The following is a 25399-nucleotide window of genomic DNA, read 5'->3' as shown; positions in this document are numbered from 1 at the left end:
GCATGGTGTCGAGGATTATGACGATAGTTAGCCGCCGCGACGGTTCCGCCGCGGCGTGCTTAACGTCGCGAGAGAGCGCCTAGCCGCCCTTGCTGCGGATCAGGCCGGCGAGGTTGGTCTTCTGGGCCTCGCACCAGCCGGGCATGCCGAGGCGGCGCTGGTCCATGTCGGTCGCCTGCGTCGCGACCGCGACCTCGGCCATCAAATCGTCGTCCTGCTTCTCGCCCATCTTGCCGCCGGTGTGCATCCAGGCGATCGCCTTGCGCACCTTCTCGGTGGTGCCGTCCGGCAGCTGCATCTGCTGCGCCTTCTGCACGAGGTCCTGATAGACAAGATCGGTGTTCGGGCATTCGACCCTGGCGGCGAAGGCCTGCAAGACCATCGTCACATAGGTCGAGCGCGGATGGTCCGCGGCTTGGGCCGGCGCGGCGAGCAGTAACAGACCTGCGAACAGGAAACCGGTGCGCATCCTTGGTATCTCCTCCGTTTTTTTGGGAGGCTAGCGTCCGGCAAGCCACTCCGCAATGGTGCCGGGACGTATTTGTCGCTCCCCGGTGTGGTGCGCTATCGTAACCCCGTCCCTGGCCACGGAGAGCGACATGAGCCTGTTGAGCACGCCGTTCGACCCCGCACGCGACACGGCTCTCGTCACCGGCGCAGGCAACGGCATCGGCCGCGCAATTGCGCAGGCGCTGGTCGGCGAGGGCGTTCGGACCGTGTTCGCCGATGTGAGCCCGGAACGGGTGAGCGCGGCGATCAGCGCGAGTGGCAGGCCCGAACTGGCGGTGCCGTGGGTCGGCGATCTCGCCAGGTCAGACGCTTGCGACGCCCTGCTGGCCGCCGCACAGGCACTCGGCGAGGTCTCGCATTTCGTTCACAGCGCATCGCCGCCGCGGCGTGAGGCCGATCATGCGCTCGCGGTCGATCGCAAGACCTGGCAGGAGATGCATGCCGTCAATCTCGATGCCGGATTCCATCTGGCGCGCGGGCTGGCAAAACGGCTGATCGCGGCGAAACGGCCCGGCTCGTTCCTGTTTCTCACCTCGCTGCACGCGGGCACGCCGCGCAACCTGCCGCATTATTCGACGGCGAAGGCGGGGATGGCGATGCTGGTGAAGGAGCTCGCGAAGACGCTCGGGCGCCACGACATCCGCGTCAACGCGCTGGTGCCCGGCGCGATCGCGGCGGGCGGGTTCGTTGCCGATGCCTCGCTGGCGAAGCACATTCCGCTCGGGCGTCTCGGCGAGGCCAAGGACCTCGCGCCGATGGCGCTGGCGGTGCTGTCGAACAAGCTCTCGGGTTACGTCACCGGCGCAGCCTTCGTCGTCGACGGCGGATTGTCGCTGACGAACTGGTTCGAGCCGCCGGAGCTGGACGGCTAAAGCCCCGTTCCGATGACTCGGAACAGTGCTTTTGAGTCAAGGTTCGACGCGCTTTTTGCGCGAACCGGTTTCGAAATCGCTCGAAACGCCGTGGCCTAGCGTCGCCAGGCCGGCACGGGATCGAGCGGCGTGCGATAGACCTCGTTGTGATCGAGATCGGTGACGCGCACCGCGCAACCCTTCCGTTGCAGCTCCGGCTTCACCTGCGACAGCTCGGTAGCCAATTGAACGGCGCGATCGGAAGCGACCTCGATGTCTTCGAGGATGATTCCACCCTGGTTCTTGAACTCTTCACCAACCACGAGATCGAAGGAATAGTAGGGCATTCGATTTCCCCGGTGTGACGACGTGAGCTTCAGTGGAAGTCTCAACACATCTCGGATGATACCACTGAGTCGATATTTTCGAATGAACGGGTCGCGCAATCTCTGTGCTTATGGCGCAGAAATCATGTGCAGTATTCGCGCGCGTTAAGATTTTATTAAATATGTCGACGTGATCATAAGGAATGGAATTGCAGCAGAACCGGGCTCCGGGAACCGGCAGCTGCAAGAGAAGGCCGGCGGCATAAATCCCGACGGCCTTTTCTCTTGACGGAAGACGATCGGAATATCGGTCTCCGTAATTGCCCGGACTCAACGCGTCGTATCGACTCGGACAGCTTGGGCGACGTCGCGACAGCGACGCTGCGCCCGCGCCTGGTCTAGCGCAGCGGCATCGGCGGACGCACGACAGGTCCGTCGTCATCGGCAACGGCTTGCGTCGTGGCGACCGGTGCTGCTGTCGGTGCAGCCGCGGCAGCCTGCGAAGGTGCAGGCGGCGCGGACGAATAGGCCGGCATGTAGGTTTGCGACACGACCGGCCTCGGCTTGCGAACCGGAGGCGCCGGAGATCGCGGCGGGAGCGTGGACACACGCGCGCGCGGATCGACCGGCCTGGCCTCAGCCACCGGCTTTGGCGCGGGCGGTTTCGCCATCTCGCGCGCCATCTGCTCCTGCCCGGCCTTCAGCTCGGCGATGTTGGCCTTGAGCGCTTCGATCTGCTGCGCCATCGCTGCGAGATCGCGCGTCATCGATTGGACCGCGGGATCGGGCTGCGTTGCGACGGGCGCGGCCGCTGCAACCGGCGCGGCTGTTGCAACCTGAACCGGAGGCGGCGTCGCAGGTTGAGCGGATTGATCTGCCGCCTGCTCCGTTGCGGCTGGCTCCGCGGGCGGCGCGGCCTGCGCGGCGGTGACCGGCGCGGCGGTCACCGGTGCCGCCGTTCGCGATGTCGAAGGCAGCAGCGAGGTCAACGCAGTCAATGCAGGTGTCCATTCGGCGAGCATCTGCCTGGCCGTGTCGCCATGTTTCTCCCAGGCGACAGTGGCGGCCGCGCTTCCACCCGCAAACAGGATCATGACGAACGCGCCGCGCAGCCATTTGCCGGCGGAGGATCGCTTCTGCCGGTTGTGACCATCGCTGGCCGCGACGCGCACGGCGGTGTCGACCGACGGCGCTGCCGTCTGCGGCTCCAGGACGGGACTGAATTTCGGCTCCGGATTGATGGTGGGCTCCGGCGCGAATTTCGGATCTATTTTCGGCTCCGGCCGGGTTGCGAACTCAGGGGCCAACGCGGGCGCACCACTGATGGGGCGCGAAGCCAGCACCATGTCGGGCGAAATCTGAATGGCGTCGTGCGGATCGTTGTCCTTGACCGTGTCCTTCACGATCTCATCGACGATTTGCCTAGAGTTCAGCGTCGCGAGCATCGCAGCTCCTTTGAAATGCGAGTGTTTGATGTATGGGCGTCCGCATTGGCGCGAGCCGATCTGTCGAGGTGACCCCATCCCAAATCCGGTGAGTCCGCACGATGACCCACGAGTCCAGCCGGGTTTGACCAAAGCAAGGCGAGGGGATGGAGACTGTGCGACGCTTCTCCGCCGTTTGTGGTGATGGAACCGGGCTGGTCAAACACGCGCACGTGTTCCGCACTGCCTTTTTTTCAGCACGATTTGGGCAGCATCTGGCGGGGCTGGGGGCGTTGCTATCCGCTATCGGGGGGCCGGTGGTGCCAAAATCTCTAATCGTATTGTTCGTCATGGCCATGCTTCCGCTCGCCGGCTGCATGCAGACGACGCTTTCTCCATCGACGGATGCGAGCATGACGCCGCGCGACCGGCAGTTGCTTGCGCATACGCCCTACGCGCAGGCGAACGTGCCTGAGCAATATCTCCGTCATATCGTCGACTATCCGCGCAAGGAGCAGCCGGGCACGATCCTGGTCGATACCGATGCGCGCTACCTCTATTTCGTGCTGCCCGAAGGCAAGGCGATCCGCTACGGCGTCGCGGTCGGCGAGGAAGCCATGGCCTTCTCCGGCGTCGCGCGCGTCGGCCGTCTGGCGGAATGGCCCGACTGGGTTCCGACAGCGGAGATCCAGGCGCGACTCGGACCCTATCCGGCGCGCGTCGCCGGTGGCCCCGCCAATCCGCTGGGCGCGCGCGGGATCTATCTCTACCTCGGCAACAAGGACACGCTCTACCGTATCCACGGCACCAACCAGCCGGAATATATCGGGCAGGCGATTTCGTCCGGCTGCATCCGGATGCGCAACGAGGACGTGATCGATCTGTTCGACCGGGTGAAGCTGAACGCGACGGTGGTGGTGCTGCCGCCCGGGCAGAACGCGCGGGTCGACGCGGGGTCTAGCTGGCGCGGGTAAGCGCGGTGCGATCGGTCATTCCATGGCTCACGAGACTTTCCTCGTGGGCAGGGCTACCGGTTGAGGCCTAGTTCTCAGGGCGGGCGACGCGCCATTGCAGCGTCGCGGCATTGCCGTTGGCATCGCCCGGCGCCTTGTCGGCCGGCGAGGTGTAGAGCGGACGATAGCGGTACGCCCACATCTTGCTGCCGTCGTTGCGGCTGATCACGGTGAAGTCGCCGATGGCCTTGGCGTCGACCGTTGCGGACAGCGGTACCCAGCTCTCGGCGCACTTGTCGTTGCAGTTCGACGTCTTGCCGGTGGTGTCGCGCTCGTAAGTGTAGAGCGTCATGCCCTTGGGGTCGACGAGCGTGGGACCCTGCTTGGTCAGGACCACCTTCGCCGGTGCGGTCGTGGCCTCGGGCTTCGGCGGAGCAGGGTCGCCGCCGCCGTGGCCGTTGGCAAGCGCGGGACCGGCCGAGAGCGCGATGGCTGTCGCCGCAATAAGGAACCTGAACATCCGAAACTCCCGAGCGGCAAAGTTAATCGCGCGTTAAACGCCGAATGTTGCCGACCGTAGCAGCCGAAGGTTAGTTCCAGGTTTCGCGGCACTGCGACAATTACGGATAGAAACACGGGGGTCATGCCTCCAGCTCGCGCAGCGGGGCGCGGCTGAGCTCGTTGCCGGCGGCAATGGCCTTGCGCAGCAGCCGCATCAGCTCTTCACCTTCCTTCGCACTGAGGCCGCGCAGCATGACGCGCTGGGCGGACTCCACCGCCGGGGTGATCTTGCGCAGCGTGCGCCGGCCCTCGTCGGTGATCTCGAGCTCGCGGGCGCGGCGGTCGCGGCTGGAGGCGCGGCGCTCGGCAAGGCCTTTCTGGACGAGGCGGTCGATGACGCCGGTGATGGTGGTACGGTCGTAGGCGATCAATCCTGCCAGCGTCACCTGGTCGAGCCCCGGATTGGCCTTGATGGTCGCAAGGGCCGCATATTGCACCGGCGTGAGGTCGAAACCGGCTTCGCCGACCTCGGCCAGAAATACCGCCACCGCGATCTGCTGGAACCGGCGCGCCAGATGCCCGGGCATGTCGTTGTTGTCTTTCACCGAATTCTCCGTTGCGGCAGGGAAGGCGCGGATCGTTGACAAGTATACTGATAGTCAGCATACTGAGCAATATCGAAGAAGACGTTGACGGGAGAGGTGCTCATGCAATTCCATCTCAATGGATTTCAGCCGGGCGATCCTGAAATCGCCGATCCCGCCGAACGCATTCTGGCTTCGGGCGCAGCCGGGGCCGTGCCTGAAGAGGTCGATGTCCTCATCGTCGGCTGCGGCCCTGCGGGCCTGACGCTCGCAGCCCAGCTTGCGCAATTCGGCGACATCAAGACCTGCATCGTCGAGCAGAAGCCGGGCCGGCTGCTGGTCGGGCAGGCCGACGGCATCGCCTGCCGCACCATGGAGATGTTCCACGCCTATGGGTTCAGCGAGCGCGTGCTGAAGGAAGCCTATTGGGTCAACGAGACCACGTTCTGGAAGCCGGACGAACGGAAGCCCGAGACGATCGTCCGCAGCGGGCGTGTGCAGGATGTCGAGGACGGGCTGTCTGAATTCCCGCATGTCATCCTCAACCAGGCGCGCATCCATGACGGCTTTCTCGATGTCATGCGCAAATCGCCTGCCAAGCTCGAACCGCATTACGACCGGCGCGTGCTCGACCTCGAGGTCGATCCGGCCGCGGGTCCTGCCGACCATGCCGTGACGGTGCGGCTCGAGCGCGGCGATGGCGCAAACGAGGGCAAGATCGAAACGATCAAGGCGCGCTATGTCGTCGGCTGCGACGGCGCGCGCAGCACGGTGCGCAAATCGATCGGCCGCGAACTGCATGGCGATTCCGCCAACCACGCCTGGGGCGTGATGGACGTGCTGGCGGTGACCGACTTTCCCGACATCCGCTTCAAGGCCCTGATCCAGTCGGCGAAAGACGGCAGCCTGCTGATCATTCCGCGCGAAGGCGGCTACATGGTCCGCCTCTATGTCGAGCTCGCAAAACTCGACGTCGGCGAGCGCGTCGCCAATCGCAACATCACGGCTGAGGACGTGATTGCGAAAGCGCAGCGGATTCTGAAGCCGCACACGCTTGACGTGAAAGAGATCGCCTGGTGGTCGGTCTACGAGATCGGCCAGCGCCTGACCGACAAGTTTGACGACGTTCCGGAGGCCGAGATCGCGAGCCGCCTGCCGCGCATCTTCATCGCCGGCGATGCCTGCCATACCCACAGCCCGAAGGCGGGGCAGGGCATGAACGTCTCGATGCAGGACGCTTTCAATCTCGGCTGGAAGCTCGCCGCCGTCCTCCGGGAGCAGTGTGCACCGAGCCTCTTGCATTCCTATTCAGCCGAGCGCCAGGCGGTAGCGAAGGAGTTGATCGATTTCGACCGCGAATGGGCGGGCATTCTCGCCTCCGCCGCCAGGGCCGGTGGTGCCGATGCGGCCAGGACGCAGGACTATTTCGTCAGGCACGGGCGCTACACCGCGGGCACGGCGACGCATTACCGGCCGTCGCTCCTCACTGGCGCGACATCACACCAGCGTCTTGCCGAAGGCCTCGTCATCGGCACGCGCTTCCATTCCGCGCCGGTCATTCGGCTCGGGGATGCCAAGCCGGTCCATCTCGGCCACGCATCGCAGGCCGATGGCCGCTTCCGCATCTACGCGTTCTCGCCCGCGGAAGATCCCTCGGCTGCTGGCTCGGCCATTCGGTCCCTTTGCAATTTCCTCGCCGAGGCAATGGAATCGCCGGTCAGGCGATACACGCCCGCTGGCGCCGACATTGACAGCGTGATCGACCTCCGCGCGGTCTTCCAGCAGGATCATCGCATGCTCGCCATTGAAGCGATGCCTTCCCTGCTGCTACCGCGCAAGGGCCGCTACGATTTGCTCGATTACGAAAAGATGTTCTGTCCCGACCTCAAGAGCGGCCAGGATGTCTTTGCGATGCGCGGCATCGATCGCAAGGTCGGCTGCATCGTCGTGGTGCGGCCGGACCAGTATGTTGCGACGGTGCTGCCGCTCGATGATTTTGCTGCGCTTGCGTCGTACTTCGATGGCTTCATGCTGCCGGCGAATTGATAAAGCATTCATCGACGCGCCGCGCCGATGAACGGCGAATGAATATTGAACCGCGCGCGACGCCCGTCTCAATCTTTCGACGGATGCGGCGACTGCACGCGGAACGCTCATTGCGCCAGCGCGTTCCGACTCGCACGAGGAGGAATTCGCCATGAGACTCAGAACTGCTCTAGTTGCCGCATTGTTGCTTGCCCCGACGGCTGCGCTGGCTGCGCCGGGAATCGTCACCGTCTCGACCGGCATGCGCGCCGGGCCTGGGCCGGGATTTCCACTGGTCGATCGCGTCCCCGAGGGCGCCCGCGTCAACATCCATGGCTGCCTGCGCGGCAATGCCTGGTGTGACGTGAGCTTCTCCGACGATCGCGGCTGGGTATCGTCGCAATATCTCGAATATCTCTACCGCAATCACTACGTCTATCTGCCTGACTACGTCGACCAGATCGACGTGCCGATCGTTCCGTTCGTGCTGACCTCGTACTGGTCGAACTATTACGAGGGGCGTCCCTTTTATCGACGCCACGCCTACTGGAATAATTACTGGACCTCGCATCAGCACGTTGCGGCGCGGATGACGATCGATCCGCGGGCGGCCCGCATCGGCCGTGCGGCGACGCATGACGCCGCAATCGCGCTGGGCCGCGAGGGTGTGCGCGGCAAGGGCGACAGAGGTAACGGGAGCGCCGCCGCGATCTCCGGCCGTGACGCTGCGACCGCACGGCATGACGCCGCGATGACCAAGCGCGACGCTGCGATCGCGAAGCGCGACGCTGCGGTCACGGCCGACCGGACCCACGCCGGACGAAGCGAGCGCATCGCGCATGAACGCGCCAATGTGCAGACCCGCAATCCGCGCGATGCACAGGCGCGCATGATGCACGAGCAGACGCAAAGCCGCGCGGCGGCGCGTGCGCAGCCGATGGCGCGCGCACATGACGCCCCGCGTGTCTCGGCCGCGCCTGCCGCACGTCCTGCAGCGCCGCACATGGCTCAGCCGAATGTGAGCCACGCTTCGCCGATGAATGCGCGCGCGCAGATGCCGGCGCCGCGCGCGGCAGCACCTGCTATGCCCCATGGCGGCGGTGGCGCTCCGCATATGAATGCCGCTCCGCGCGGCGGCGGGTCGCCGGCCGGCGGGCCCGGTGGCGGTCACCAGAAGCACTGACATCGCCCAAGAAGGCCCGGTCCTCGCGCCGGGCCTTCTGTCAGGGACGCCCTAGAGTTCCCGGCCTGTCCAATTTAAGAAAGTTCTTCGCGGGCAGATTTCATCGATCGTAATATGTGTACTCAAAGCTGTAAGCATCCACTCGGGGCAGCGGGGCAACGGGAGGATGACGATGAGACAGAGCCAGGCGGAGACGCGCCGCCAAAATGTCGCGAAGCGGTCGATGACCAAGGAGGCCAAACAACTGTCCAGCCTGATCGCCGGGCTGCGCAAATCCCTCGACGGGATTCACAAGGAGCGGACGAGCACGAAGCTCACCGGTGCCGAGATGGGCATGCTCGACGAGCGCCGCAACAACCTGCTGCTGACCATCGCAGCGCTGGACGACCGTCTCTCGGCGGTGCAGGGGCTGATCGATCTCGGCCGTCCCCATATCATCCGCGTTCACTGAGCGGATCGCGATACCCTAACGGTTCCGTCGCGGCGGCGATGGACCCGGGCCCAGTGGCCGGCTCCGCAGCGCATAAGGGTTGGCGTAGCACTGGGCGGACTGCCCGGAAGCGGTCGCAGCGCACTGTGCGATTGACGTGAAACTGCAATCGATGCTGCTGCCGTCGATGGTGTAGATCTCGATGCAGACGGGATAGCGCGGATCGTAGGTCTGCGCCCGCGCAGGTGCGGTGGCGAGCAGCGCCATGCCAGGCAAGCCCGCGACAAGCAGAATCGCATTTCTGATGCTGCGCACGATCAATCTCCGTCGTTCAGTTGGAACCAGGGCACAATGCTGCCGTCGATGGCACCAAATTGCCACGCTCCCGGCGAATTGCCGCCAAAGCCCGCTGCCACGAGGGGAGCGGGTGCAGGGTGACGCAAGGGGATGCGCATTGGCCTATAAAATGGTCGCAGAACGCGACAATGAGAAGTGCAGTTTTGCCCGCGAGAGCCGGTTGCTCATCGTGGCGAAGGCAAAAGTATGGGCGAGCGAGGGATGGCGGGTCGTCATCACCGACCCGGATGGCAAGGCCTACACTCCGCCCGAATTCGATCAGCTATTGGCGGCGTGACCGCGCGACGGGGCCGCTGCTTCTCTTGACGCGTTTTCTTTACGCGAACCGGAATTCACTTCGCTCGAAAGCGCTCTAGGGGACGACATTGATTTCGCTATTTCGACCGGGGCGCGACGCGATCGCGCCCCTGGTGACTCTCGCAGCCGCGGCGCTGACGGTGACGGTCGCGTCCGCGCAAAATCTCGATGCCGGCAAGCCGGCCGCAAAGCTCTTCGCGGACGGCTGTGCGAGCTGCCATCGCAGCCCGCGGGGATTGGCGAAAGGGCGCTTCAGCCTGACGCTCGCCTGGTTCCTGAAGGACCATTACGTAACCAGCTCCGACTCCGCCAAGGCGCTCGCCGCCTATCTGGTGTCCGTCGACGAACCGCCGCCGCGCGCGGCGGCCAAGTCCGGTGCAAAGCCGGCCAAATCCGCGCCGCGTCCGCCCAAGGCAGTGCAGAGCCAATAGCTGTCCCGGCTATCCACGCCGATAGGTCTGTTCGATCAGGCGGTCGTGCACGGCACGCAAGTCCGCGCCCATGCGCGTCTGTCCCGTCGTGATGTAGGACAGCCAGGCGCCGTCGGCGGCGAGGCGTACGACGTGGAGTTCGGGCGCTGCGTCGGTCGTACCGTGACGCTTCAGGCGCGCCTTCATCCAGTCGTTCCAGAGCCGGCGCAGGGAGGGATCGGTGACCACGACCATGCTCAGCGCCGCCCAGGGCGTCGCAAAGCCGAAGGCCTTGCCGGTGAAGACCGCATTGACATAGGCCCGCGTAAAGCTGCCGCGCGGCTTCGGGTCCGCTTCGATAGCGGCGTCGATCTCGGCATCGACGCGGGCGAGGAGATCGGCGAACAGGCCCTCGATCAGCGCCTGCTTGCTGCCGAAATGATGGAACAGCCCGCCCTTGGTGACGCCGGCCGCCGCTGCCACCGCCTGCACCGTGATCCCCGAGACGCCGTGATCCACGGCGATCGCCGCGGCCTGGTCGAGCAGGGCGCGCCGGACCTGCTCGGGCTGCTTGGCGCGGGTGTAGGCGCTGGCCGGCATCAGTGCGCCGTCGTCTGCGAGAACAGGTTGATGACCACGACCCCTGACACGATCAGCCCGATGCCGACGAAGGCCGCGGCGTCCAGCATCTGACGGAACAGCACGAAGGAGACGGTGGCGGTCAGGATGATGCCGACGCCGCCCCAGATCGCGTAGGCAATGCTGAGCGGAATGACCCGGATCGCCACCGACAGCGCGTAGAAGGAGGCGACGTAGAACAGCACCATGGCCAGCGTCGGCCATGGCCGCGTGAACTGCGCGGACTGCTGCAGGAAGGCGGACGCGGTCACCTCGAAGACGATGGCGAGGGCAAGCGCTGCGTAGGCATTGAAGGCGGAGGTCATGGCGAGCTCAGATGTGGCGCGCGAAAGATACCGCGCGGTAGGTATGTTTAGCACGCGGAACATGGCTTTTGGCGGGTGGAATTATCACGTGTGAGTGACGGGCCTGCGACAGGGCGGAGCCTGGCGGCAGCGGTTTGGCGGAGTTTTGCCTGTTTCGCCGAGAAGACGAAGCCGCCGCGCGATAGATCGCACGACGGCTCGGAGTGTCGATTTTATGCAGCGTCAGCTGATCCGCACGGAGAGCTCGACGTCTTCGGCGAAGGGCGTGGACATGTAGCCGCTTGCGGGCCCGCGTACGCGCGCGAGATAGTCGGGGCTGTCGTCGGCATTGTCGGCGACGATGATCGCGCCCGGCTTGAGATGGCCTTCGACCAGATTCAGGATCTCCGGGTAGAGCGCCTTGGCGCCGTCGAGCAGCACGAGGTCGACCGTGTCGGGCAGATCGGCGCTGAGCGTCTTCAGCGCATCGCCCTCGCGGATTTCGACGAGATCGATCAGTCCGCCGGCCGAGAGATTGTCCCGCGCCCGTGCCGCCTTGGACGGCTCGAACTCGCTGGTGATGAGGCGGCCGCCGCCATTGTCGCGCAAGCCTGCAGCAAGGTGCAGGGTCGAGATACCGAACGAGGTTCCGAACTCGACGATCACCTTGGCGCGCGAACTGCGCGCCAACATGTAGAGCAGGTGACCCGTCTCGCGCGAGACCGCGAGCGGTACGTCCTTCAAGCGTCCGTAGAGGTCGCGGTAATCGGTCTTGCTCCGCATCATCCGCGCCCGGTCTGTGGCTGACAAATCGGCGACGGCGGCGCGCGTTGCGCCCCTGGCCGCGTCGGCCTCGTCAAACAGGCGATCCAGCAGCGGCGCAAGCGTTGTGATGGTCGGGGTGGTCATTTGATGTCTCCGGGGTTCGCGAAGAAGCGCGTGCTTGCGCAGAAGCTGAAATACGACTAATTCGTCGCATTTCCTATTCGCATTGCCCGAGCACGCCATGGCCGACCGTCGAAGCCGTTCAATTTCCTCGCGAAAACAGCCGCAACAGGCCCGGATCGAGCGGGCTGGTGGCCGCGATTCTGGATGCCGCTGTTCAGGTCCTGGCCAAGGAGGGAGCGCAGCGTTTCACCACGGCGCGGGTGGCGGAGCGGGCCGGTGTGAGCGTCGGATCGCTCTACCAATATTTTCCGAACAAGGCGGCGATCCTGTTCCGCCTCCAGAGCGACGAGTGGCGGCGCACGAGCGAGCTGTTGCGCGGGATCCTCGCGGATGCGGCGAAGCCGCCACCGGCGCGGCTGCGTGCGCTGGTCCACGCCTTCATTCGTTCCGAGTGCGAGGAGGCCGCGATCCGTGTCGCGCTCAGCGACGCTGCGCCGCTGTATCGCGACGCGCCCGAGGCGCAGGACGCCCGGGCAGCCGGCGAGGGGATCGTCGCCGCGTTCATGCGGGAGGCGCTGCCGAAAGCCTCGGATGCGACGCGTATCCTGGCCGGCGAGCTGATCGCGGCGACGCTGAGCGAGGTCGGTAAGAGTTTTTCGGAAGAGACGCGGAGTGAGACGGAGATCGCAGCCTATGCCGATGCCATGGCCGACATGTTCTGCGCCTATCTTGCGACGCTGGCGCGGCGCTGAGGCATTGCTGGCATCGGCGTTTGCGGGCCGATTATTCTTCAGATTTTGTCGGCTCATGGGTTAGCCTTCGCGCGCCGTCCCCTATTCGAGCCATCGAGCGCCGCGCCATGCATGTGCTTCGCCCCCAATTTCGCATCGAGGAGCAGCGCGCGCTGGAATTTGCCGGGCGACGCGGCTTCGGCATGATCGTCGCGGCGGACGAGCACGGTCCGCGCGCCTCGCACGTGCCGTTCGTGCTGGACGAGCGCAACGGGCAGGTGATCGTGCAGATCCATTTCACCGCCAAGAATCCGCTCGTATCGCTCGCAGACGGCACGCGGCGCTTCCTGCTGATCGTTGCCGGCGACGACGCTTACATCTCCAACGACTGGTACTCTTCGCGCGACAATGTCTCGACCTGGCTCTACGAGGCTGTGCACCTGTCGGGCGTGGCGCATCTGCGCGAACTGGACGAGAACCGCGGGCATGGCGATGCGCTGCTTGCAGTGTCCGAGGCGCGGTTGTCGAAGCAGCCCTGGGACCTCGCGCAAATGGAGCCGGGCAAGCGCGAGAGCATGCTGGCTGCGATCCGGGTCGTCGATCTCGTGGTCGACACCGTCGAGGGACAGGCCAAGCTCAATCAGCACAAGAGCGATGCGGACCATGTCGCGGTCGCCGACCGGCTGGCGCGGTCGGAGGAGACGGGGCACCGGCGGCTGGCGCGGAAGATGCAGGCGCTGCGGCCGGGGCTGGGGTATGGCGTCGTCCCGTAGCCCGGATGGAGCCAACGGGGCGGCGCGAAGCGGCTGCCCGATGACAGGCTCCGGCCATCCGGGAATCATGCTGCAATCTCAGACCGCGGCTTACGCGTCGCTCCATCCGGGTTACCTTGCGTCATCCAGTATTTGACCCTACGGACCTCCGCATGCTCGTCATCTCCATTCAAAGCCAGGTGGTCCACGGCCATGTCGGCAACAGCGCGGCCGCCTATGCCATGCAGGCGGAGGGCGTGAACGTCGCGGCGGTGCCGACGACGCTGCTGTCGAACCATCCGCGTTATCCGACGTTGCGTGGGCGGGTGCTGGAGACCGAGCTCGTCGCCGATCTCCTGAAAGGCGTCGAGGAGCGCGACCTCGTCGACGAGGCCGCGGTGCTGGTCACCGGCTATCTCGGCTCCCCCGGCAATGCGGCGGTGATCGCCGACTTTGTCGAACGGGCGCTGACGCGGAATTCGAAGCTGGTCTATCTCTGCGATCCCGTGATTGGCGATGACGGCCGAGTCTATGTCGCTGACGGCATTCTGGACGTGGTGCAGCACCGGCTGCTGCCGGCCGCCAACCTGACCACGCCGAACCAGTTCGAGCTCGAGCTGCTGTCGGGCGTCACGATCGCGGACACGCAGGGCCTGCGCACGGCCTGCGCGGCGCTGGCGGGGCAACGTCGCATCGATGTCGTTGCTACCGGTTGCACGCTGGCTGACACGGCAGAAGGGCAGGTGGAGACGATCCTGTGCGCCGACGGCCAGCTGTCGCGCTTTGCGACGCCGCGGTTGCCGATCCGCCCCTCAGGCACCGGCGATCTCCTTACCGGCCTGATTGCGGCGCATCTGGCAAAGGGCAAGGCGATGCAGGCGGCCGTGCGGCTTGCGGTCGAAACCATCTTTGCGGTGCTGGTGCGCACGCAAGACGCAGGCACCGCCGAGATGCGCCTGGTACCGCTGCCGATCCCCGGGCGGAAGCCGTAACAGGGTCAGGTCGCGCGCTTGGCGGCCGATTGCGCCGACTTCTGCGGCTTGGCCAAACCCTTCTGCTCGCGCGCGGCGTGTGTCTTTCGCAGCTTGGCATGGGCCGCGGCCCGCATCACCTTCTTGGACCTCACGTTGGCCGCTTCCTTGCGGTCTCCCGTGCCACGCTTCGAGATATATTCCTGGCCGTCGACCGGGCCGACATGCGGCGGATCGCGGCCGAGATAGGGCCGGCCGATGCCGAATGCCTTGCCGTTGGCGTCGACCCACTTCCACAGGATTTCGGTCGAGACCCAGCGCTGCGCGCGGTTGTTGCCCTGGGTGCTGACGATGTCGGCCGCCATGCCGTGGCCGTAGCCACCGCGCGTGCTGCCGCCATGATAGGAGCGGTCGGAGGCGGCCTTCAGGCCGCTCGCGATCGACTGGCGGTAGTCGTCGCGGAACGCGCTGGTGATGCCCGGCGACAGGCCGGCGGCCTCGGCTGCGAGCATCATGCGAAACAGCTTTCGCTTGAAGCTCTTGTCCATGCCGCCGATGACGTAATCCATCATCGGCATGCTGGCGTGCTCGGCCGCTTTCGGATCCTTCCAGCCAAAATCCTGATCGACCAGCTTTGTGAAGCTGCGCATCACCGTGACCATCTTGCCCCTGCGCTTGATGGTGACCGGGCGGCGCTCCTCGACCTTGATTGAATCCTCTTTCGCGGTGCGCTGATAGAGCGTCCACAGATAGCGGTCGATGCAGGCGTCCATGACAAAGCACTCATCGAGCACGGCGACGGTGTCGGCCGGCGGCGACGGCTTGCTCGCGGCTGGCTCTGGGCCGGTCGCGATCGCCGCGGGCGACAGCGCATCTGTCGTCACGATCTCGGTGGGATCGGCGGACGCGAGTTTCACCACGGGCTCCGGCGCCGGCGCGGCTTCTGCTGGTGCAGCCTCGCTGAGGACGGGCGCGGGTTCGGGTGAAATCTGTAGCGCCGGCGGTGCTTCCGCCGGCAAGATCAACGCCGGATCGGCCGAGGCGAGCTTGACGACGGCGGCGGGCATCTCGGCTGTTGCGGCCTCGGGGGCCGGATCCGGATTCGGTGTCGCAGCGACAGCGGCCGCGATATCGGCGGTCAGGGCGATGCCATCCTCGATGGCCGCAGCATGCGGGACGTCGGCGAGCTCGAGCCGGCCAAGATCCTTCGCGCGCGACACGGCGGAAGCATTGGCGCTGCTCTTCTCGATGAGGGCCGGAGCGTAGGCGGACAGGGAGAGCGCCAGCCAGCCGGCGAGAACCGCCGAGGGGCACGAGACCGCCACCAGAAGAGACCGCCGATCATTCATGATCCCTGCCTCCAAACGGTTCTGTTCGAACCAACCTTGCACAGCCAGGCACGCGACGCGTCAATTGTTCGGAGGATGGTGTGGCGGCGCAATGGCGCAAATAGGCGAAATGGGGCTTTTCGGGCGGGTGTTGCCGAGGTGCAACGCGAATTCCCTGGGGTTTCAGGCTTGGCAAGTGACTGAAAGGCGGCAGCCATTCATTGTCATCAAATTGAAGGGGTTAAATTTACTCAATCTTGGATTGCGACTTGGTATCCCTCCCGTGCCGGCAACGTGCGGTAGAGTTGGAAGGATGCGAGTTGTGAAATTGAAATGCCTGTTGACCGAATTTGCCGCCGATGAATCCGGCGCCACCGCGATCGAATACGGCCTGATTGCAGCCGGTATCGCGCTGGCGATCATCGAGATCATCTATGCGCTCGGCACCAATCTCGTCGCAAAGCTGCAATCGCTGGCGACGGCGTTGAAATAAGCCGCGTGGACGCGGGGCATGTGCTCGGTGCCTGACCGCCGCCCATAAAAGTGTCATGCCGCGTTTGGCAGGGCTTCGACCAAGCGCTTGTGCGCATTAAACATATTGCCATGCAGCGGGTGCGTTGTTGCAATGCAGCAGTGCATGTCGCAATGCAGCAAAACGCGCTTAAATGTGCTCCGAACCTTCCACTCAGGAGCATCACCAATGAACAAGAAGACTCTGTCGATCGCCGCCGCCATCCTGACGATCGCGGGCAGCACCGCGGCTTTCGCCGCCGAGCTGCCGACCTATGAGGCCAACGGTTTTCCGGTCTCCCCCCTGCAGGTGCGCGTGCTCGGTGCCGCGCATGTCGAGCAGCAGGCAACCGTGCCGACCACGGTCGCTTCGGTCCACCAGGCCCGCGTGCTGGCGTCGCGCAAGGTCAAGACCGCGGACGTCACGACGGGCACGGCCCGCTGATCTCAATCGCCTGAAGACAACACGAAGCAGGCTCGTCTCCTCCCGAGCCTGCACGGACCGCGTCTCGTTTCGGGGCGCGGTATTTCCTTTGACGTGGCGAGCCGTGATCTGGCGCGCCGTGCGCGGGTTGAGAAAGTTGCGGCAAGAAAGATCGCCGTCGCGCGCCGATTGTGGACGGCCGTTCAAGACGAGTGTGATCTCTTTAATAGTTGCTTTGCAGATCGCGGCGCCTGATGCGGGCGCCGCTCATTGGCGGCCAAGAAGCGTTTTCATAATGGAGGGCGTCATGCCCGTTGCGCAGAAAGCCGTTATTGCCACCACCTCGCCGCGCGCGTTCATTCTCAGGCATCTTGCATTGTTCGCGGCCGCCGCGCTGTTCGTGTTCGTGCTGAGCCTGACCTATGGGCTCGATCTCAGCCCCGGATTTTTCTGAGCGAAATTTGCGCAGCTCGATTCGGGCTACGCATGCTTCGATGAGCGCAGGCTGGACGGCGATCTTCCATAGAGCTCGGCGAACGCGGCATTGAATCTTCGCAGGCTGCCGAAGCCGGCCTGGAACGCGATGTCGGTCATGGTGTGTTCGCCGGCATCGAGCAGGCGTTTTGCGCGCTGGACGCGCAGCGTCCTGGCAAGCTGCTGCGGCGTCGCGCCGACATGACGCTCGAACAAGCGCGCCAGGTGACGCGAGGAGATGCCGAGCCGCGTCGCGAGCGTCACCACCGAATCTTCATCGAGCGCGCCCTCGTTGATCAGCTTCATCGCGCGCGCGACCGTCGAACGCGTGCCGTTCCACGCCGGGCAGAACGGTGCGGTTTCGGGACGGCAGCGCAGGCAGGGCCGGAACCCAGAGGCTTCGGCCGCGGCCGCCGTCGGGTAATAGACGACATTGCGCGTCAGCGGCTGCTTGGCCGGACAGACCGGGCGGCAATAGATGCCCGTGGTCCTCACCGCGGTGAAGAAGCGGCCGTCATAGCGGGGATCCCTGCGCAGGCGCGCGGCGTTGCAGTCGTCAAAACTCAGCATGGCCGGATGATAGCGCATGCCCGCGCGGGCGGAAGGGCCGCGAGATGACCGAGTCCGATTGTGGCGAGCCGCAACGCGCATGGCGGCCTAGAAGGCGGCACTCGATGCAGGCCCCCTCAATGCCAGTTCTGGAGCGCGCCGTGACCAGCCCGAAAGACATCGTTCTCAACGCCTGGAAGACCTTTTCGTCGCGCGATGCCGGCCGCATCGCCGCGCTCTTCACCGACGATGCCGAATGGATCGCGCCGAAGGGCAACGCCACCGCCGTCGCGCTCGATCACACCGATCACATGGTAGGCGCGCAAGCGATCGCGCGCTTCATCGCGCAGGAGATGCACAGGATGTTTTCCGAGGTCGATATCGCCTTTCGCGGGGTCTACGCCGACGGCGGCGTCGTGATCGTGGAAGAGAGGATGCGTGCCACGCTTGCGGGCGGCAAGCCCTACGAGAACGACTATTGCTTCGTGTTCACGGTAGCCGGGGACCGCATTCGCGAGGTGCGGGAATACATGGACACACGCAAGGGATGGCGGATGGTGTTCGGCGAGGAGGCATGATGGTTGCGCTATGCCGCGTGCCAGACCTGCAACGGCGTGGGTTGAGGCGGCTCACGCGCTGACATAAGGCTTGCCCATGGATCAGCGAACGAGCGGCGCTGACGCTCTCATTCAGAAGAACGATGCGGCGCCGGCGTTGCTCGGCGTCGTCTGCGGCCTGTCGGCTGCGCTGTTCTGGGCGCTGGGCTTTGCCGGCACGCGGCACGGCCTCAAGGTCGGTTTCACCCCGGTCGATCTGCTCGTGCATCGCTATGTCTGGTCGGGCATCGCGTTCCTGCCGCTGGTCGCGCGCGCCGGCATCGGTGATCTCTGCGGCATCGGCTGGGGCAGGGGCCTTGTGCTGATGGTGCTCGGCGGTCCCGTGATGTCGCTGATCTCCTACACCGGATTCCTGTTCGTGCCGCTCGGCCACGGCAGCGTGATCCAGCCCTCCTGCGCGACGCTCGGCGGCCTCCTGCTCGCGGCAGTCGTGCTGAAGGAGCACATCTCCGCATCGCGCCTTGCCGGCGCCCTGGTCATCGTCGGCGGCCTCTGCGTGATCGGCGCGGAATCGATCGGCCATATCGGATCCGACGGCGTGTTCGGCGATCTGATCTTCGTGCTCACCGGATTCATGTTCGCCGGTTTTGGCGCGTTGCTGCGCCGCTGGCGCGTCTCCGCCGTGTCGGCCGCGCTCGTCATCAACGTGCTGTCGCTGCTGCTGTTGCCGATCTATCTCGCCACCGTCGGTCTCGCCCATGTCGCCGCGATCGGCGTGACCGAGAATGCCATTCAGGCGCTGGCGCAGGGCGTGCTCGCCGGCCCCGCCGCGCTTTATCTGTTCGCCGTCTCGGTCCAGCGCCTCGGCGTCGCCCGCGCCGCCGTGATCCCGGCCTGCGTGCCGGCGCTGACGCTCTTGGTCGGCTGGCTGCTGCTCGGCGAGCCGCCGACGATGTTGCAGGTCGCGGGGCTGGCCACCGTGCTGTGCGGGTTCTATCTGGCGCAGCGGCAGCGGTGATCGACTAGCCTGGAGCGGAACCGAAATCCGGGACCGAAAGGTGCGGCAACATTCCGGATTATGCGTCCGCGCCGTCCGGGCTACGCTGCCCGTCATGACCATCCTGCTCAACATCGACGTTCCCGACGCAGCGCAAGCGACCACCTTCTACACCGCCGCCTTCGGCCTCACGGTCGGCCGCCGCTTCGGCACCGACTTCGTCGAGCTGCTGGGCTGGCCGGCGCCGCTGTATCTTCTGACCAAGCAGGCCGGCACACCGGGCGCCGGCAGCGACCGCCGCCGCTACGAGCGGCACTGGACGCCGCTGCACATCGACGTCGTCGTCGACGATGTCGATGCCGCCGTCGCGCGCGCACTTGCCGCCGGTGCGACCCTCGAGGCGCCCGCGTGCGATGCGCCCTATGGGCGGATCGCGATGCTGGCCGATCCGTTCGGGCACGGGTTTTGTCTGCTGGCATTCAGCGCGAAGGGGTATGACGCGCTGTTGGAGGAATAGCTCGAGCGGACGCGGGCGGCCTAGGCCTTCTTCACGAACTCCGATTTCAAATTCATCGCGCCGATGCCGTCGATCTTGCAGGCGATGTTGTGGCCGTCGGTGGCGTCCTGGAGGCGGATGTTCCTGACCTTGGTGCCGCCCTTGACGACCGACGATGATCCCTTGACCTTGAGGTCCTTCATCACGATGACGCTGTCGCCATCGGTGAGCGCATTGCCATGGGCATCGCGCACCCCGGCCTCCTGCGGAGCCTGCGCGGCCGCATCGCCCCCAGCGCTCCATTCATGGGCGCATTCCGGACAGACCCAGAGATCGCGGTCCTGATAGGCGTGCTCCGACTGGCAGTTCGGGCATTTCATCGGTTCGGTCATTGCTTGCCTCGTCACCCCCAAAGCCTTTCCCGTTCCGATGGAATCGAAACGGAAAAGGCTTCAGGTTTTTGTTTTGGCGCGCTTTCTTTACGCGAGCCGGTATCCATTTCGCTCGAAAACGCTCTCACGGGCGCGCCGCACGCATTCCGCCGAAAAAGATGGGTTGGGAGCAAATTCTTTACCATGGCGTCCGGTCCCGGTTGAAGTGCCGGAGCCTTAGGAGTTCGGGAAAAATTCCGCGGTATCCATGTCCCGATCATACGGATGCGTCGGCTACGCCGCTCGACGCTGCCGCAAGCTTTGGGAGCCCAGGTCATGAGCGAGCATCGTACCGCTGCCAGACATCAGACGTTGCGAACCGGGATCGTCGAGTTCGACAACGGCACCGGCAGCCTCATCAGCGTGCCCTGCACGATCCGCGATGTCTCCGGCAGCGGCGCCCGCCTGCAACTCAACTCGTCGTTATGGGTCGCCGAGCAGTTCACGCTGGTCTTCAGCAGCGGACTGCGCAAGGATTGCCGCGTCGCCTGGCGCAAGGGCAGACTGATCGGCAGCGCGTTCGCCGACGGTTATGCAAGCCCGGACGAACAGGCCGTCATGATGACCGCGGACGAGCAGTCCCGGCACCGGCTCGGGATCGGCGCGCGTGTTAAAGCGGCGCGCGAGACCCGCGGCTACACCGACGTCCAGCTCGCCGAGCGCATCGGCGTCACGCCCGCCTTCCTGGCGCTGGCCGAGAACGGCGAGGCCGACATTCCGCTCTACCAGCTGATGCACATTGCCGATTTGCTGATGGTCGGCCTCGACGGGCTCGTGGCAGGTCCGGCGCCTGAGGACGTCGACGCGGCGTAGGGAGACACCTCGCGGAGCTGTCCGCCAACAAAATGTCGAAAACAACCCCATGCACCGTAGAAAACATGCGCGATTTCAGGGGGGCTGCGGGACCGGATATTGTGCTGCTCCGGTGGCAAGCCGGGGCGTCGTTTGCTTCGTATTGATTTCGGTGATCCCGAATAAAATTTGACTCGTCGGGCAAAACAGAGGCACTATGGCATGGTGGCGCCGGTGCGACGGACAGGTGCGTCGCCGGGGCCGCGGGGCGACATGCCGAAAAAACCGAAAAGCGAAGCGACAAGAAAACCGCAAAGAAAACTGAAGACCTACCAGACCTCGCTCGGCTTCTACGACCAGGCGGTCGCCGCACCCTCGATGAAGGCGGCGCTGGAGGCCTGGGGCGCCAGCTCCAACCTCTTCCATCAGGGCGCCGCGAAGGAGACCGACGACCCCGACATCGTCGCGGCGACCATGGCAAGCCCGGGCGTCGTGCTCCGGCGCCCGGTCGGCTCCGACGGCCCGTTCACCGAGAGCGCGCAGCTGCCGACCGATCTCGCCGACGGTGAGGCCAAGCGAAAACCCAGACCCAACTCCAAGTCCAAGCCCGAGTCCAAATCCAAACCGAAGCAGCGTCCGGCCGACGGCGCGCCAAAACAGTCACGCAAGATTGACGATCAAGACGCGCGCAAAGCCGCCGCGGCGTTCGAGAAGGAAGAGCGGCGGCGGGACGCCGCGCGCCGCAAGGAAGAGGCCGCCATCGCCAAGGAGCGCGCGAAGGAGCGCGCGCGCCGCGACAAGGCGGTCGCCACGGCCCAGGCGACGCTGGACGCAGCGAAGCGGGAGCACGACGCGAAGGCGGAGGCGATCGAAGCCGAGCGTGCCGCGCTTGACGAACGCGCCGAGGCCGAGCAGGGCCGGTGGGACAAGCAAAGGAAAAAGCTGGAGGAGGCTCTGCGCCGCGCGCGCACGTAGCGCGAGCGAATTTAGCTTGCCTTGCCTTGCGTCCTTTTGCACTCTTCCAGCGAAGGAGACCAACGCATGAAGATCATGACTGCCGCGTGTGCGCTCGGAACGGCCCTGGTGCTGTGCAACCTCGGGATATCAGGCGCTGAAGCCCGGACGCGGAAGGCCCAGGTGGTTCGCGAACCACAGCAGAGGCTCATCGTCACGGCGCCCGTGCTCAGGCCGACGCCGTGGGATTACTACATTGTTCCACGATATCGTTATCGCCCTGAGGACGACCGGGTCGATCCAAACGGCCCGCCCTATGTGTCGTCATGGGTCCGTTATGAGGGATGGCGGTGGCCGTACTGGTGGTAGAGGACGAGATGCGTAGGATGGGTAGAGCGACTTGTCCCCCGTAGCTCGAAGAGCGAAGGCGGAAGCGGAACCCACCGATAGCTGTCGCGGGACGATCGGTTTCGCAAGCGCTCCAGCCATTGTATGCGCTGCTCCTCGAGGCATCCCCGAGACGTGCTATGCTCCTGGGCGGGAGAATCGGCATGAGAGTCCTTACCGCGATACTCGCCCTGCTTCTTTCAAGTCCGGCCGCCGCCCAGGAGTGCCAGACATGCTCAATGGCCGACGCCTGCATGAAGGAGTACCTCAAGGCGACGTCGGAGGCCCAAAGGGCCACGAAGCAGGCAATCCGGGACTGGAAGCAGAACCTGGATCGAAAGGCCTCCGCCGAATTGTCCAGCAGAGGCATACTCGCATTGCAGGACGCGATGGAGGCGCAGGTTCGTTCGGAGCTGGAGCGGCTGAAGGAATGCCTGGTGAAGATCAGGTAGGGCGCAAGCGCGCGGCGGAAAGCACGCTCCTACTAAGGATGGGTTGAGCCTTTGCGAAAACGCACGATCTTCGCGGCTGGCAAGACACTGGTTAAGACACTGGTTGCGTCGTTGTCGGGACAAGCTTCGCATAAGCGCGCGTTGGGATAGTGGCATCTCCGAGTTAGAGGAGATTCTGCAATGCCGATCGCAGGGCAAAAGCTGGCCTTTGTCATGGCCTCGTCCAACCATGGAACGATGATCGTCAATCGCTTCGACTATCGCATGGTCGGCCCTGACCGCGGCTACGGCGTGGGGTTTCAGATCCTCGAAACGGCTGCTTTCGATCGAGTCGAGGTCAATATCGCTCTCGAACTGCTGGCATTGCGACGGCGGTACCACGGTGACGGGGTGGTCGCCATTGACTGTGGCGCGAATATCGGCGTGCACACGATCGAATGGGCCTCGTCGATGACGGGCTGGGGTTCAGTGGTTGCGATCGAAGCCCAGGAACGGATCTACTATGCGCTGGCGGGCAACATTGCCATCAACAACTGCTTCAACGCGTTGGCGGTGCATGCTGCCGTTTCCTCCGAATCCGGCACGATGCAAATTCCACATCCAAACTATTTTGCGCCTTCCAGCTTCGGCAGCCTGGAATTGCGGCAGCGCCCGAGCAACGAATTCATCGGCCAGCCGATCGACTACACCAACAACACCGTCATGATCCGAAAAATGACGCTGGACGAGCTCAACTTGCCGCGAGTCGACTTCATCAAGATCGATATCGAGGGCATGGAGATGGAGGCCCTTGCGGGTGCTCGGGAGACAATCAAGAAGTACCGCCCGATCCTCCTGATCGAAAAAATCAAGACGGATAACCGGCAACTCGAGAATTGGCTCAAGGACAACGGCTACCGGTTCATGGGTCTCGACATCAACATTCTCGCAGTCCATCAAAGCGATGAGTGTTGGAAGGATATCAACGCGCCTCAAAGCGCCGGCCAGCCCGCCGAAGCACGCGCCCTCGCGACAATGAATGTCTAGGCTGGCGGACTGCGCTTCGCGCAGCCGCAGGCAAGCCCACCCTACGGGTCATCCGCCGATAGTCGCAGGAACTGCCGCTTCATCGCGTTGACCCTGGCGATATAGCTTGCAACCGAGTGATCGCCGCAGCGCTCGTCGGCGATCATCTGAAATTTGCGGCGCGCATAGGCCGTGGCGGGGCCTGCGCCGCAGAGATGGATGAAGGCGGCCAGATCCTGCTTCTGCTCGCGGCTTGCCTTCACATCGCCCGCGCGGGCGAGAACGTCAGCCACGTTGCGGTCCAGATACACCGAGGCCAGCTCGATGGCGTGGCTCGGGATTGCGCGGGTGTAGAGGCCCGTAAACCCGCAACCGGTTTCCGTGACCGCGTTGCCGCGTACACAGAACCGTGCGGCGTCTGCGAAGGCCGGATTGGTCATCTGGTAGAGGCCGACGGCGCTGGAGGCGGGCCGGTAGATCGCGAGCGGATTGAGGCTCAATCGCCAGCGCCAGTAGGTGCGCGCCACCGGATTGCCCGAACTCTCGACCTGCGCCAGCGCGGCCAGCAATTCGGGCGTGATCGTCGCGGTGGAATAGGTGCGGAACAGCGGCCCGTATTGCCGCCAGTTCTCGGCCGGCTCCTTGTCCAGCGCATTGCCAACAAGGACGAAAAGCTCGGTCGGCTTGCGGACCAGTTGATAGACGATGTTCACAAGGGCCGCGACCGCAAGCAGGATCGCCATGCTGCCCGCGATCCGAACCATCCGCGGTGCTCGGGCGAACCGCTTTCGCACCCACCGGGCGCCCCGCCGGACGCTGCGAAGGCGGGGGAGGAGGCGTTTGCTTTTTCGTGGCATGGGTCTGGTGGAAGCGCGTGGATGAGTTGAGGCTTTGCGAAATCCATCACCTGGTGGGGTCGATGGGGATCGACTCGCTCCACTCATCCTATGGATCGTGTGGGGTATCCCTGCAACGATTCGTCCCGATCCTCTGGGAGTTAGGTGCACCGTCACCGCAATTCGAACCACAACTATGAGAGGTTGAGCGTTGATGGCATCCATTATCGCTGCGTGTCGTGGCTGCAATTGCGAAAAATGGCAAAGCTGCGACTGTCAACGACATATCTGATTAGAAGGTCGCTTATCCACGTAATACACTCGGCACCGTTTGGGGTACGGGGAGCGTATTGGGAGGGTCAATCATGGCAAGTGTCGAACAATTGCGCAGACGTGAAGGCGTAAACCTGGTCCAGCTTGAGCAGGACATTGCATCGGTACGCACGGGAAGCTCGATTGCTTCAATTGCGCTGCCCGATTACGTCGAGCACACCGAGGGGGTCACGCGCGTGGGCGCGCTCAGTGCAGAGGCGGTCATTCGTGATTACGAGTCAGCTGCAAAAGAGATCGAGGCCATGGGCGCCGAGCTGATCGATGCCGCGCGAAAATGCGAGGCGCTGACAGCCCAGGTCCATGACGCGATTGCCTTCATGCGCGAGACGGCAGCGGGGTATCGCGACGAGGGGCGGAAGATCTTCAAGCGCATCGAGGAATGCGCGCTCTTCACGGAAGACGTCCGCAAGACGTGTGAGGAGGTCAAGCGCAGGATGAAGGACGTCTCGGTCGGCGAGTCCTGCAACGAGGAGCTTGCGACGGAAGAGCCCGAGCCGACCGGGATCGTGTCAGTGTACGAGGTACGGTGAGGCGGGCGTAGAGCGTAGTTCGCAGGATGGGCGAGCGCTCGTGCGTCCCCATCCTGCGGGCTGGGCTTCAAAGCCAATCGCGTACGGACGGGAAACAAGCCCGTTTGCGAGAGTCCCAGACGTAATCTGAGCCGCCGCAAGGCGGACGCGGACGTGACGTGGCCGGACATGCCGAGGCCCGTCGTGACGTCGCACAGGTGTGGCCGAGGGCCTGCCAGCCGATCGCCG

General features: G+C 64.7%; 34 protein-coding genes and 1 pseudogene. 22 read left to right on the top strand and 13 right to left on the bottom strand.

The window, feature by feature from the left end; translation table 11 throughout:
* Positions 1–79: 79 nt before the first annotated feature.
* Positions 80–469, bottom strand: coding sequence for a hypothetical protein (locus tag BJ6T_RS26795; RefSeq protein ID WP_014495654.1), 390 nt, complete (start codon positions 467–469; stop codon positions 80–82).
* A 130-nt stretch (positions 470–599) separates the two neighbouring features.
* Between BJ6T_RS26795 and BJ6T_RS26790 the strand changes: the two genes are divergently transcribed.
* A complete protein-coding gene (locus BJ6T_RS26790; RefSeq protein WP_014495653.1) occupies positions 600–1382 on the top strand; it encodes an SDR family NAD(P)-dependent oxidoreductase in 783 nt (260 codons plus the stop codon).
* A gap of 95 nt (positions 1383–1477) precedes the next feature.
* Here BJ6T_RS26790 and BJ6T_RS26785 read toward each other — a convergent pair whose 3' ends face one another.
* On the bottom strand, positions 1478–1708 hold the full coding sequence (locus BJ6T_RS26785; RefSeq protein ID WP_014495652.1) for a DUF6894 family protein: 231 nt from the start codon (positions 1706–1708) through the stop codon (positions 1478–1480).
* Between the two features lie 377 nt (positions 1709–2085).
* Positions 2086–3132 carry a hypothetical protein gene (locus BJ6T_RS26780; RefSeq protein WP_014495651.1) on the bottom strand — a complete coding sequence of 349 codons (1047 nt, stop codon included), beginning with the start codon at positions 3130–3132 and terminating at the stop codon, positions 2086–2088.
* A 335-nt stretch (positions 3133–3467) separates the two neighbouring features.
* On the opposite strand from BJ6T_RS26780, the gene BJ6T_RS26775 reads away from it, so the two are divergent.
* A complete protein-coding gene (locus BJ6T_RS26775) occupies positions 3468–4085 on the top strand; it encodes a L,D-transpeptidase (protein WP_166105773.1) in 618 nt (205 codons plus the stop codon).
* Between the two features lie 67 nt (positions 4086–4152).
* On the opposite strand, the gene BJ6T_RS26770 is transcribed toward BJ6T_RS26775, so the two are convergent.
* Positions 4153–4584, bottom strand: a complete 432-nt coding sequence (locus BJ6T_RS26770; protein ID WP_014495649.1) for a COG4315 family predicted lipoprotein — start codon at positions 4582–4584, stop codon at positions 4153–4155.
* Between the two features lie 121 nt (positions 4585–4705).
* Positions 4706–5170: a MarR family winged helix-turn-helix transcriptional regulator gene (locus BJ6T_RS26765; protein ID WP_014495648.1), complete on the bottom strand. Its 465-nt coding sequence runs from the start codon at positions 5168–5170 to the stop codon at positions 4706–4708.
* A gap of 102 nt (positions 5171–5272) precedes the next feature.
* Here BJ6T_RS26765 and BJ6T_RS26760 point away from each other — a divergent pair, with 102 nt between their 5' ends.
* From BJ6T_RS26760 to BJ6T_RS26750, 3 genes are all read left to right on the top strand, one after another.
* Complete coding sequence (locus tag BJ6T_RS26760; protein WP_014495647.1) at positions 5273–7195, top strand: FAD-binding monooxygenase; 1923 nt, start codon at positions 5273–5275, stop codon at positions 7193–7195.
* Between the two features lie 151 nt (positions 7196–7346).
* Positions 7347–8357, top strand: coding sequence for an SH3 domain-containing protein (locus BJ6T_RS26755; RefSeq protein ID WP_014495646.1), 1011 nt, complete (start codon positions 7347–7349; stop codon positions 8355–8357).
* 223 nt (positions 8358–8580) lie between these two features.
* Positions 8581–8808 carry a hypothetical protein gene (locus BJ6T_RS26750; protein WP_224580733.1) on the top strand — a complete coding sequence of 76 codons (228 nt, stop codon included), beginning with the start codon at positions 8581–8583 and terminating at the stop codon, positions 8806–8808.
* A 15-nt stretch (positions 8809–8823) separates the two neighbouring features.
* Here the strand turns inward: BJ6T_RS26750 and BJ6T_RS26745 are convergent, their stop codons facing one another.
* Complete coding sequence (locus BJ6T_RS26745) at positions 8824–9102, bottom strand: DUF3551 domain-containing protein (RefSeq protein WP_014495644.1); 279 nt, start codon at positions 9100–9102, stop codon at positions 8824–8826.
* 112 nt (positions 9103–9214) lie between these two features.
* Between BJ6T_RS26745 and BJ6T_RS47475 the strand changes: the two genes are divergently transcribed.
* Positions 9215–9421, top strand: coding sequence for a hypothetical protein (locus tag BJ6T_RS47475; protein WP_014495643.1), 207 nt, complete (start codon positions 9215–9217; stop codon positions 9419–9421).
* 88 nt (positions 9422–9509) lie between these two features.
* The gene (locus tag BJ6T_RS26735; protein ID WP_014495642.1) at positions 9510–9872 is read left to right on the top strand and encodes a hypothetical protein; all 363 of its coding nucleotides are present in this window, start codon (positions 9510–9512) and stop codon (positions 9870–9872) included.
* A 9-nt stretch (positions 9873–9881) separates the two neighbouring features.
* On the opposite strand, the gene BJ6T_RS26730 is transcribed toward BJ6T_RS26735, so the two are convergent.
* The 3 genes from BJ6T_RS26730 to BJ6T_RS26720 all read right to left on the bottom strand — a co-directional run bounded on the left by BJ6T_RS26730 (position 9882) and on the right by BJ6T_RS26720 (position 11683).
* Entirely contained in the window at positions 9882–10451 is a 570-nt protein-coding gene (locus tag BJ6T_RS26730; RefSeq protein WP_014495641.1) for a TetR/AcrR family transcriptional regulator, read from the bottom strand.
* Complete coding sequence (locus tag BJ6T_RS26725; RefSeq protein ID WP_014495640.1) at positions 10451–10795, bottom strand: DMT family transporter; 345 nt, start codon at positions 10793–10795, stop codon at positions 10451–10453. The genes BJ6T_RS26730 and BJ6T_RS26725 overlap by 1 nt, the downstream gene beginning before the upstream one ends.
* 222 nt (positions 10796–11017) lie before the next feature.
* On the bottom strand, positions 11018–11683 hold the full coding sequence (locus BJ6T_RS26720) for an O-methyltransferase (protein WP_014495639.1): 666 nt from the start codon (positions 11681–11683) through the stop codon (positions 11018–11020).
* A gap of 97 nt (positions 11684–11780) precedes the next feature.
* Between BJ6T_RS26720 and BJ6T_RS26715 the strand changes: the two are divergent.
* From BJ6T_RS26715 to pdxY, 3 genes and pseudogenes are all read left to right on the top strand, one after another.
* Positions 11781–12414 (top strand): annotated as a pseudogene (locus BJ6T_RS26715) (TetR/AcrR family transcriptional regulator).
* 107 nt (positions 12415–12521) lie between these two features.
* Complete coding sequence (locus BJ6T_RS26710; RefSeq protein WP_014495637.1) at positions 12522–13166, top strand: FMN-binding negative transcriptional regulator; 645 nt, start codon at positions 12522–12524, stop codon at positions 13164–13166.
* Between the two features lie 152 nt (positions 13167–13318).
* Positions 13319–14137: a pyridoxal kinase gene (gene pdxY / locus BJ6T_RS26705; protein WP_014495636.1), complete on the top strand. Its 819-nt coding sequence runs from the start codon at positions 13319–13321 to the stop codon at positions 14135–14137.
* A 5-nt stretch (positions 14138–14142) separates the two neighbouring features.
* Here pdxY and BJ6T_RS26700 read toward each other — a convergent pair whose 3' ends face one another.
* Entirely contained in the window at positions 14143–15465 is a 1323-nt protein-coding gene (locus BJ6T_RS26700; RefSeq protein ID WP_028169566.1) for a hypothetical protein, read from the bottom strand.
* Positions 15466–15772: 307 nt separating this feature from the next.
* Here BJ6T_RS26700 and BJ6T_RS26695 point away from each other — a divergent pair, with 307 nt between their 5' ends.
* The 3 genes from BJ6T_RS26695 to BJ6T_RS47470 all read left to right on the top strand — a co-directional run bounded on the left by BJ6T_RS26695 (position 15773) and on the right by BJ6T_RS47470 (position 16832).
* Positions 15773–15937 carry a Flp family type IVb pilin gene (locus tag BJ6T_RS26695; protein WP_028169565.1) on the top strand — a complete coding sequence of 55 codons (165 nt, stop codon included), beginning with the start codon at positions 15773–15775 and terminating at the stop codon, positions 15935–15937.
* A 207-nt stretch (positions 15938–16144) separates the two neighbouring features.
* The gene (locus BJ6T_RS26690) at positions 16145–16399 is read left to right on the top strand and encodes a hypothetical protein (protein ID WP_014495633.1); all 255 of its coding nucleotides are present in this window, start codon (positions 16145–16147) and stop codon (positions 16397–16399) included.
* Between the two features lie 286 nt (positions 16400–16685).
* Positions 16686–16832: a hypothetical protein gene (locus BJ6T_RS47470; RefSeq protein ID WP_167541704.1), complete on the top strand. Its 147-nt coding sequence runs from the start codon at positions 16686–16688 to the stop codon at positions 16830–16832.
* Between the two features lie 26 nt (positions 16833–16858).
* On the opposite strand, the gene BJ6T_RS26685 is transcribed toward BJ6T_RS47470, so the two are convergent.
* A complete protein-coding gene (locus BJ6T_RS26685) occupies positions 16859–17422 on the bottom strand; it encodes a bifunctional transcriptional activator/DNA repair enzyme AdaA (RefSeq protein WP_039157022.1) in 564 nt (187 codons plus the stop codon).
* Between the two features lie 140 nt (positions 17423–17562).
* Between BJ6T_RS26685 and BJ6T_RS26680 the strand changes: the two genes are divergently transcribed.
* The 3 genes from BJ6T_RS26680 (at position 17563) to BJ6T_RS26670 (ending at position 19472) form a co-directional block, all read left to right on the top strand.
* Complete coding sequence (locus tag BJ6T_RS26680; protein WP_039229412.1) at positions 17563–17979, top strand: nuclear transport factor 2 family protein; 417 nt, start codon at positions 17563–17565, stop codon at positions 17977–17979.
* Positions 17980–18055: 76 nt separating this feature from the next.
* Positions 18056–18976, top strand: coding sequence for a DMT family transporter (locus BJ6T_RS26675; protein WP_014495629.1), 921 nt, complete (start codon positions 18056–18058; stop codon positions 18974–18976).
* 94 nt (positions 18977–19070) lie between these two features.
* Positions 19071–19472 (top strand): VOC family protein, encoded by a 402-nt coding sequence (locus tag BJ6T_RS26670; RefSeq protein WP_014495628.1) that lies wholly within the window; start codon positions 19071–19073, stop codon positions 19470–19472.
* A 20-nt stretch (positions 19473–19492) separates the two neighbouring features.
* Here BJ6T_RS26670 and BJ6T_RS26665 read toward each other — a convergent pair whose 3' ends face one another.
* Positions 19493–19843, bottom strand: coding sequence for a zinc ribbon domain-containing protein YjdM (locus tag BJ6T_RS26665; RefSeq protein ID WP_014495627.1), 351 nt, complete (start codon positions 19841–19843; stop codon positions 19493–19495).
* Between the two features lie 315 nt (positions 19844–20158).
* Between BJ6T_RS26665 and BJ6T_RS26660 the strand changes: the two genes are divergently transcribed.
* The 5 genes from BJ6T_RS26660 (at position 20159) to BJ6T_RS26645 (ending at position 23493) form a co-directional block, all read left to right on the top strand.
* Positions 20159–20695: a helix-turn-helix domain-containing protein gene (locus tag BJ6T_RS26660; RefSeq protein WP_014495626.1), complete on the top strand. Its 537-nt coding sequence runs from the start codon at positions 20159–20161 to the stop codon at positions 20693–20695.
* A 252-nt stretch (positions 20696–20947) separates the two neighbouring features.
* Positions 20948–21649, top strand: a complete 702-nt coding sequence (locus tag BJ6T_RS26655; RefSeq protein WP_028169563.1) for a hypothetical protein — start codon at positions 20948–20950, stop codon at positions 21647–21649.
* Positions 21650–21715: 66 nt separating this feature from the next.
* On the top strand, positions 21716–21997 hold the full coding sequence (locus BJ6T_RS43935) for a hypothetical protein (protein WP_014495624.1): 282 nt from the start codon (positions 21716–21718) through the stop codon (positions 21995–21997).
* 182 nt (positions 21998–22179) lie between these two features.
* The gene (locus tag BJ6T_RS26650) at positions 22180–22467 is read left to right on the top strand and encodes a hypothetical protein (RefSeq protein WP_028169562.1); all 288 of its coding nucleotides are present in this window, start codon (positions 22180–22182) and stop codon (positions 22465–22467) included.
* 180 nt (positions 22468–22647) lie between these two features.
* Positions 22648–23493 (top strand): FkbM family methyltransferase, encoded by an 846-nt coding sequence (locus BJ6T_RS26645; RefSeq protein ID WP_014495622.1) that lies wholly within the window; start codon positions 22648–22650, stop codon positions 23491–23493.
* A gap of 41 nt (positions 23494–23534) precedes the next feature.
* Here BJ6T_RS26645 and BJ6T_RS26640 read toward each other — a convergent pair whose 3' ends face one another.
* A complete protein-coding gene (locus BJ6T_RS26640) occupies positions 23535–24329 on the bottom strand; it encodes a transglycosylase SLT domain-containing protein (RefSeq protein ID WP_028169561.1) in 795 nt (264 codons plus the stop codon).
* A 344-nt stretch (positions 24330–24673) separates the two neighbouring features.
* On the opposite strand from BJ6T_RS26640, the gene BJ6T_RS26635 reads away from it, so the two are divergent.
* Positions 24674–25171: a hypothetical protein gene (locus BJ6T_RS26635; protein WP_014495620.1), complete on the top strand. Its 498-nt coding sequence runs from the start codon at positions 24674–24676 to the stop codon at positions 25169–25171.
* The last annotated feature ends 228 nt before the right edge of the window (positions 25172–25399 follow it).

It is taken from the genome of Bradyrhizobium japonicum USDA 6, from assembly GCF_000284375.1.
Classification (GTDB): domain Bacteria; phylum Pseudomonadota; class Alphaproteobacteria; order Rhizobiales; family Xanthobacteraceae; genus Bradyrhizobium; species Bradyrhizobium japonicum.
Note: the sequence above shows the minus strand (reverse complement) of the source record. Positions and strands in the feature narration are given on the sequence as shown.

What these genes read in the sequence shown, in the direction of transcription:
- BJ6T_RS26790 (WP_014495653.1), top strand. Translation starts at nt 600, where the DNA reads ATGAGCCTGTTGAGCACGCCGTTCGACCCCGCACGCGACACGGCTCTC.
- BJ6T_RS26660 (WP_014495626.1), top strand. Translation starts at nt 20,159, where the DNA reads ATGAGCGAGCATCGTACCGCTGCCAGACATCAGACGTTGCGAACCGGG.
- BJ6T_RS26645 (WP_014495622.1), top strand. Translation starts at nt 22,648, where the DNA reads ATGCCGATCGCAGGGCAAAAGCTGGCCTTTGTCATGGCCTCGTCCAAC.
- BJ6T_RS26700 (WP_028169566.1), bottom strand. Translation starts at nt 15,465, where the DNA reads ATGAATGATCGGCGGTCTCTTCTGGTGGCGGTCTCGTGCCCCTCGGCG.
- BJ6T_RS26710 (WP_014495637.1), top strand. Translation starts at nt 12,522, where the DNA reads ATGCATGTGCTTCGCCCCCAATTTCGCATCGAGGAGCAGCGCGCGCTG.
- BJ6T_RS26785 (WP_014495652.1), bottom strand. Translation starts at nt 1,708, where the DNA reads ATGCCCTACTATTCCTTCGATCTCGTGGTTGGTGAAGAGTTCAAGAAC.
- BJ6T_RS26685 (WP_039157022.1), bottom strand. Translation starts at nt 17,422, where the DNA reads ATGCTGAGTTTTGACGACTGCAACGCCGCGCGCCTGCGCAGGGATCCC.
- BJ6T_RS26640 (WP_028169561.1), bottom strand. Translation starts at nt 24,329, where the DNA reads ATGCCACGAAAAAGCAAACGCCTCCTCCCCCGCCTTCGCAGCGTCCGG.
- BJ6T_RS26760 (WP_014495647.1), top strand. Translation starts at nt 5,273, where the DNA reads ATGCAATTCCATCTCAATGGATTTCAGCCGGGCGATCCTGAAATCGCC.
- BJ6T_RS26635 (WP_014495620.1), top strand. Translation starts at nt 24,674, where the DNA reads ATGGCAAGTGTCGAACAATTGCGCAGACGTGAAGGCGTAAACCTGGTC.
- pdxY (WP_014495636.1), top strand. Translation starts at nt 13,319, where the DNA reads ATGCTCGTCATCTCCATTCAAAGCCAGGTGGTCCACGGCCATGTCGGC.
- BJ6T_RS26720 (WP_014495639.1), bottom strand. Translation starts at nt 11,683, where the DNA reads ATGACCACCCCGACCATCACAACGCTTGCGCCGCTGCTGGATCGCCTG.
- BJ6T_RS26795 (WP_014495654.1), bottom strand. Translation starts at nt 469, where the DNA reads ATGCGCACCGGTTTCCTGTTCGCAGGTCTGTTACTGCTCGCCGCGCCG.
- BJ6T_RS26650 (WP_028169562.1), top strand. Translation starts at nt 22,180, where the DNA reads ATGAGAGTCCTTACCGCGATACTCGCCCTGCTTCTTTCAAGTCCGGCC.
- BJ6T_RS26730 (WP_014495641.1), bottom strand. Translation starts at nt 10,451, where the DNA reads ATGCCGGCCAGCGCCTACACCCGCGCCAAGCAGCCCGAGCAGGTCCGG.
- BJ6T_RS26725 (WP_014495640.1), bottom strand. Translation starts at nt 10,795, where the DNA reads ATGACCTCCGCCTTCAATGCCTACGCAGCGCTTGCCCTCGCCATCGTC.
- BJ6T_RS26780 (WP_014495651.1), bottom strand. Translation starts at nt 3,132, where the DNA reads ATGCTCGCGACGCTGAACTCTAGGCAAATCGTCGATGAGATCGTGAAG.
- BJ6T_RS26690 (WP_014495633.1), top strand. Translation starts at nt 16,145, where the DNA reads ATGAACAAGAAGACTCTGTCGATCGCCGCCGCCATCCTGACGATCGCG.
- BJ6T_RS26675 (WP_014495629.1), top strand. Translation starts at nt 18,056, where the DNA reads ATGGATCAGCGAACGAGCGGCGCTGACGCTCTCATTCAGAAGAACGAT.
- BJ6T_RS26750 (WP_224580733.1), top strand. Translation starts at nt 8,581, where the DNA reads ATGACCAAGGAGGCCAAACAACTGTCCAGCCTGATCGCCGGGCTGCGC.
- BJ6T_RS26670 (WP_014495628.1), top strand. Translation starts at nt 19,071, where the DNA reads ATGACCATCCTGCTCAACATCGACGTTCCCGACGCAGCGCAAGCGACC.
- BJ6T_RS26755 (WP_014495646.1), top strand. Translation starts at nt 7,347, where the DNA reads ATGAGACTCAGAACTGCTCTAGTTGCCGCATTGTTGCTTGCCCCGACG.
- BJ6T_RS26665 (WP_014495627.1), bottom strand. Translation starts at nt 19,843, where the DNA reads ATGACCGAACCGATGAAATGCCCGAACTGCCAGTCGGAGCACGCCTAT.
- BJ6T_RS26770 (WP_014495649.1), bottom strand. Translation starts at nt 4,584, where the DNA reads ATGTTCAGGTTCCTTATTGCGGCGACAGCCATCGCGCTCTCGGCCGGT.
- BJ6T_RS47470 (WP_167541704.1), top strand. Translation starts at nt 16,686, where the DNA reads ATGCCCGTTGCGCAGAAAGCCGTTATTGCCACCACCTCGCCGCGCGCG.
- BJ6T_RS26775 (WP_166105773.1), top strand. Translation starts at nt 3,468, where the DNA reads ATGCTTCCGCTCGCCGGCTGCATGCAGACGACGCTTTCTCCATCGACG.
- BJ6T_RS26655 (WP_028169563.1), top strand. Translation starts at nt 20,948, where the DNA reads ATGCCGAAAAAACCGAAAAGCGAAGCGACAAGAAAACCGCAAAGAAAA.
- BJ6T_RS43935 (WP_014495624.1), top strand. Translation starts at nt 21,716, where the DNA reads ATGAAGATCATGACTGCCGCGTGTGCGCTCGGAACGGCCCTGGTGCTG.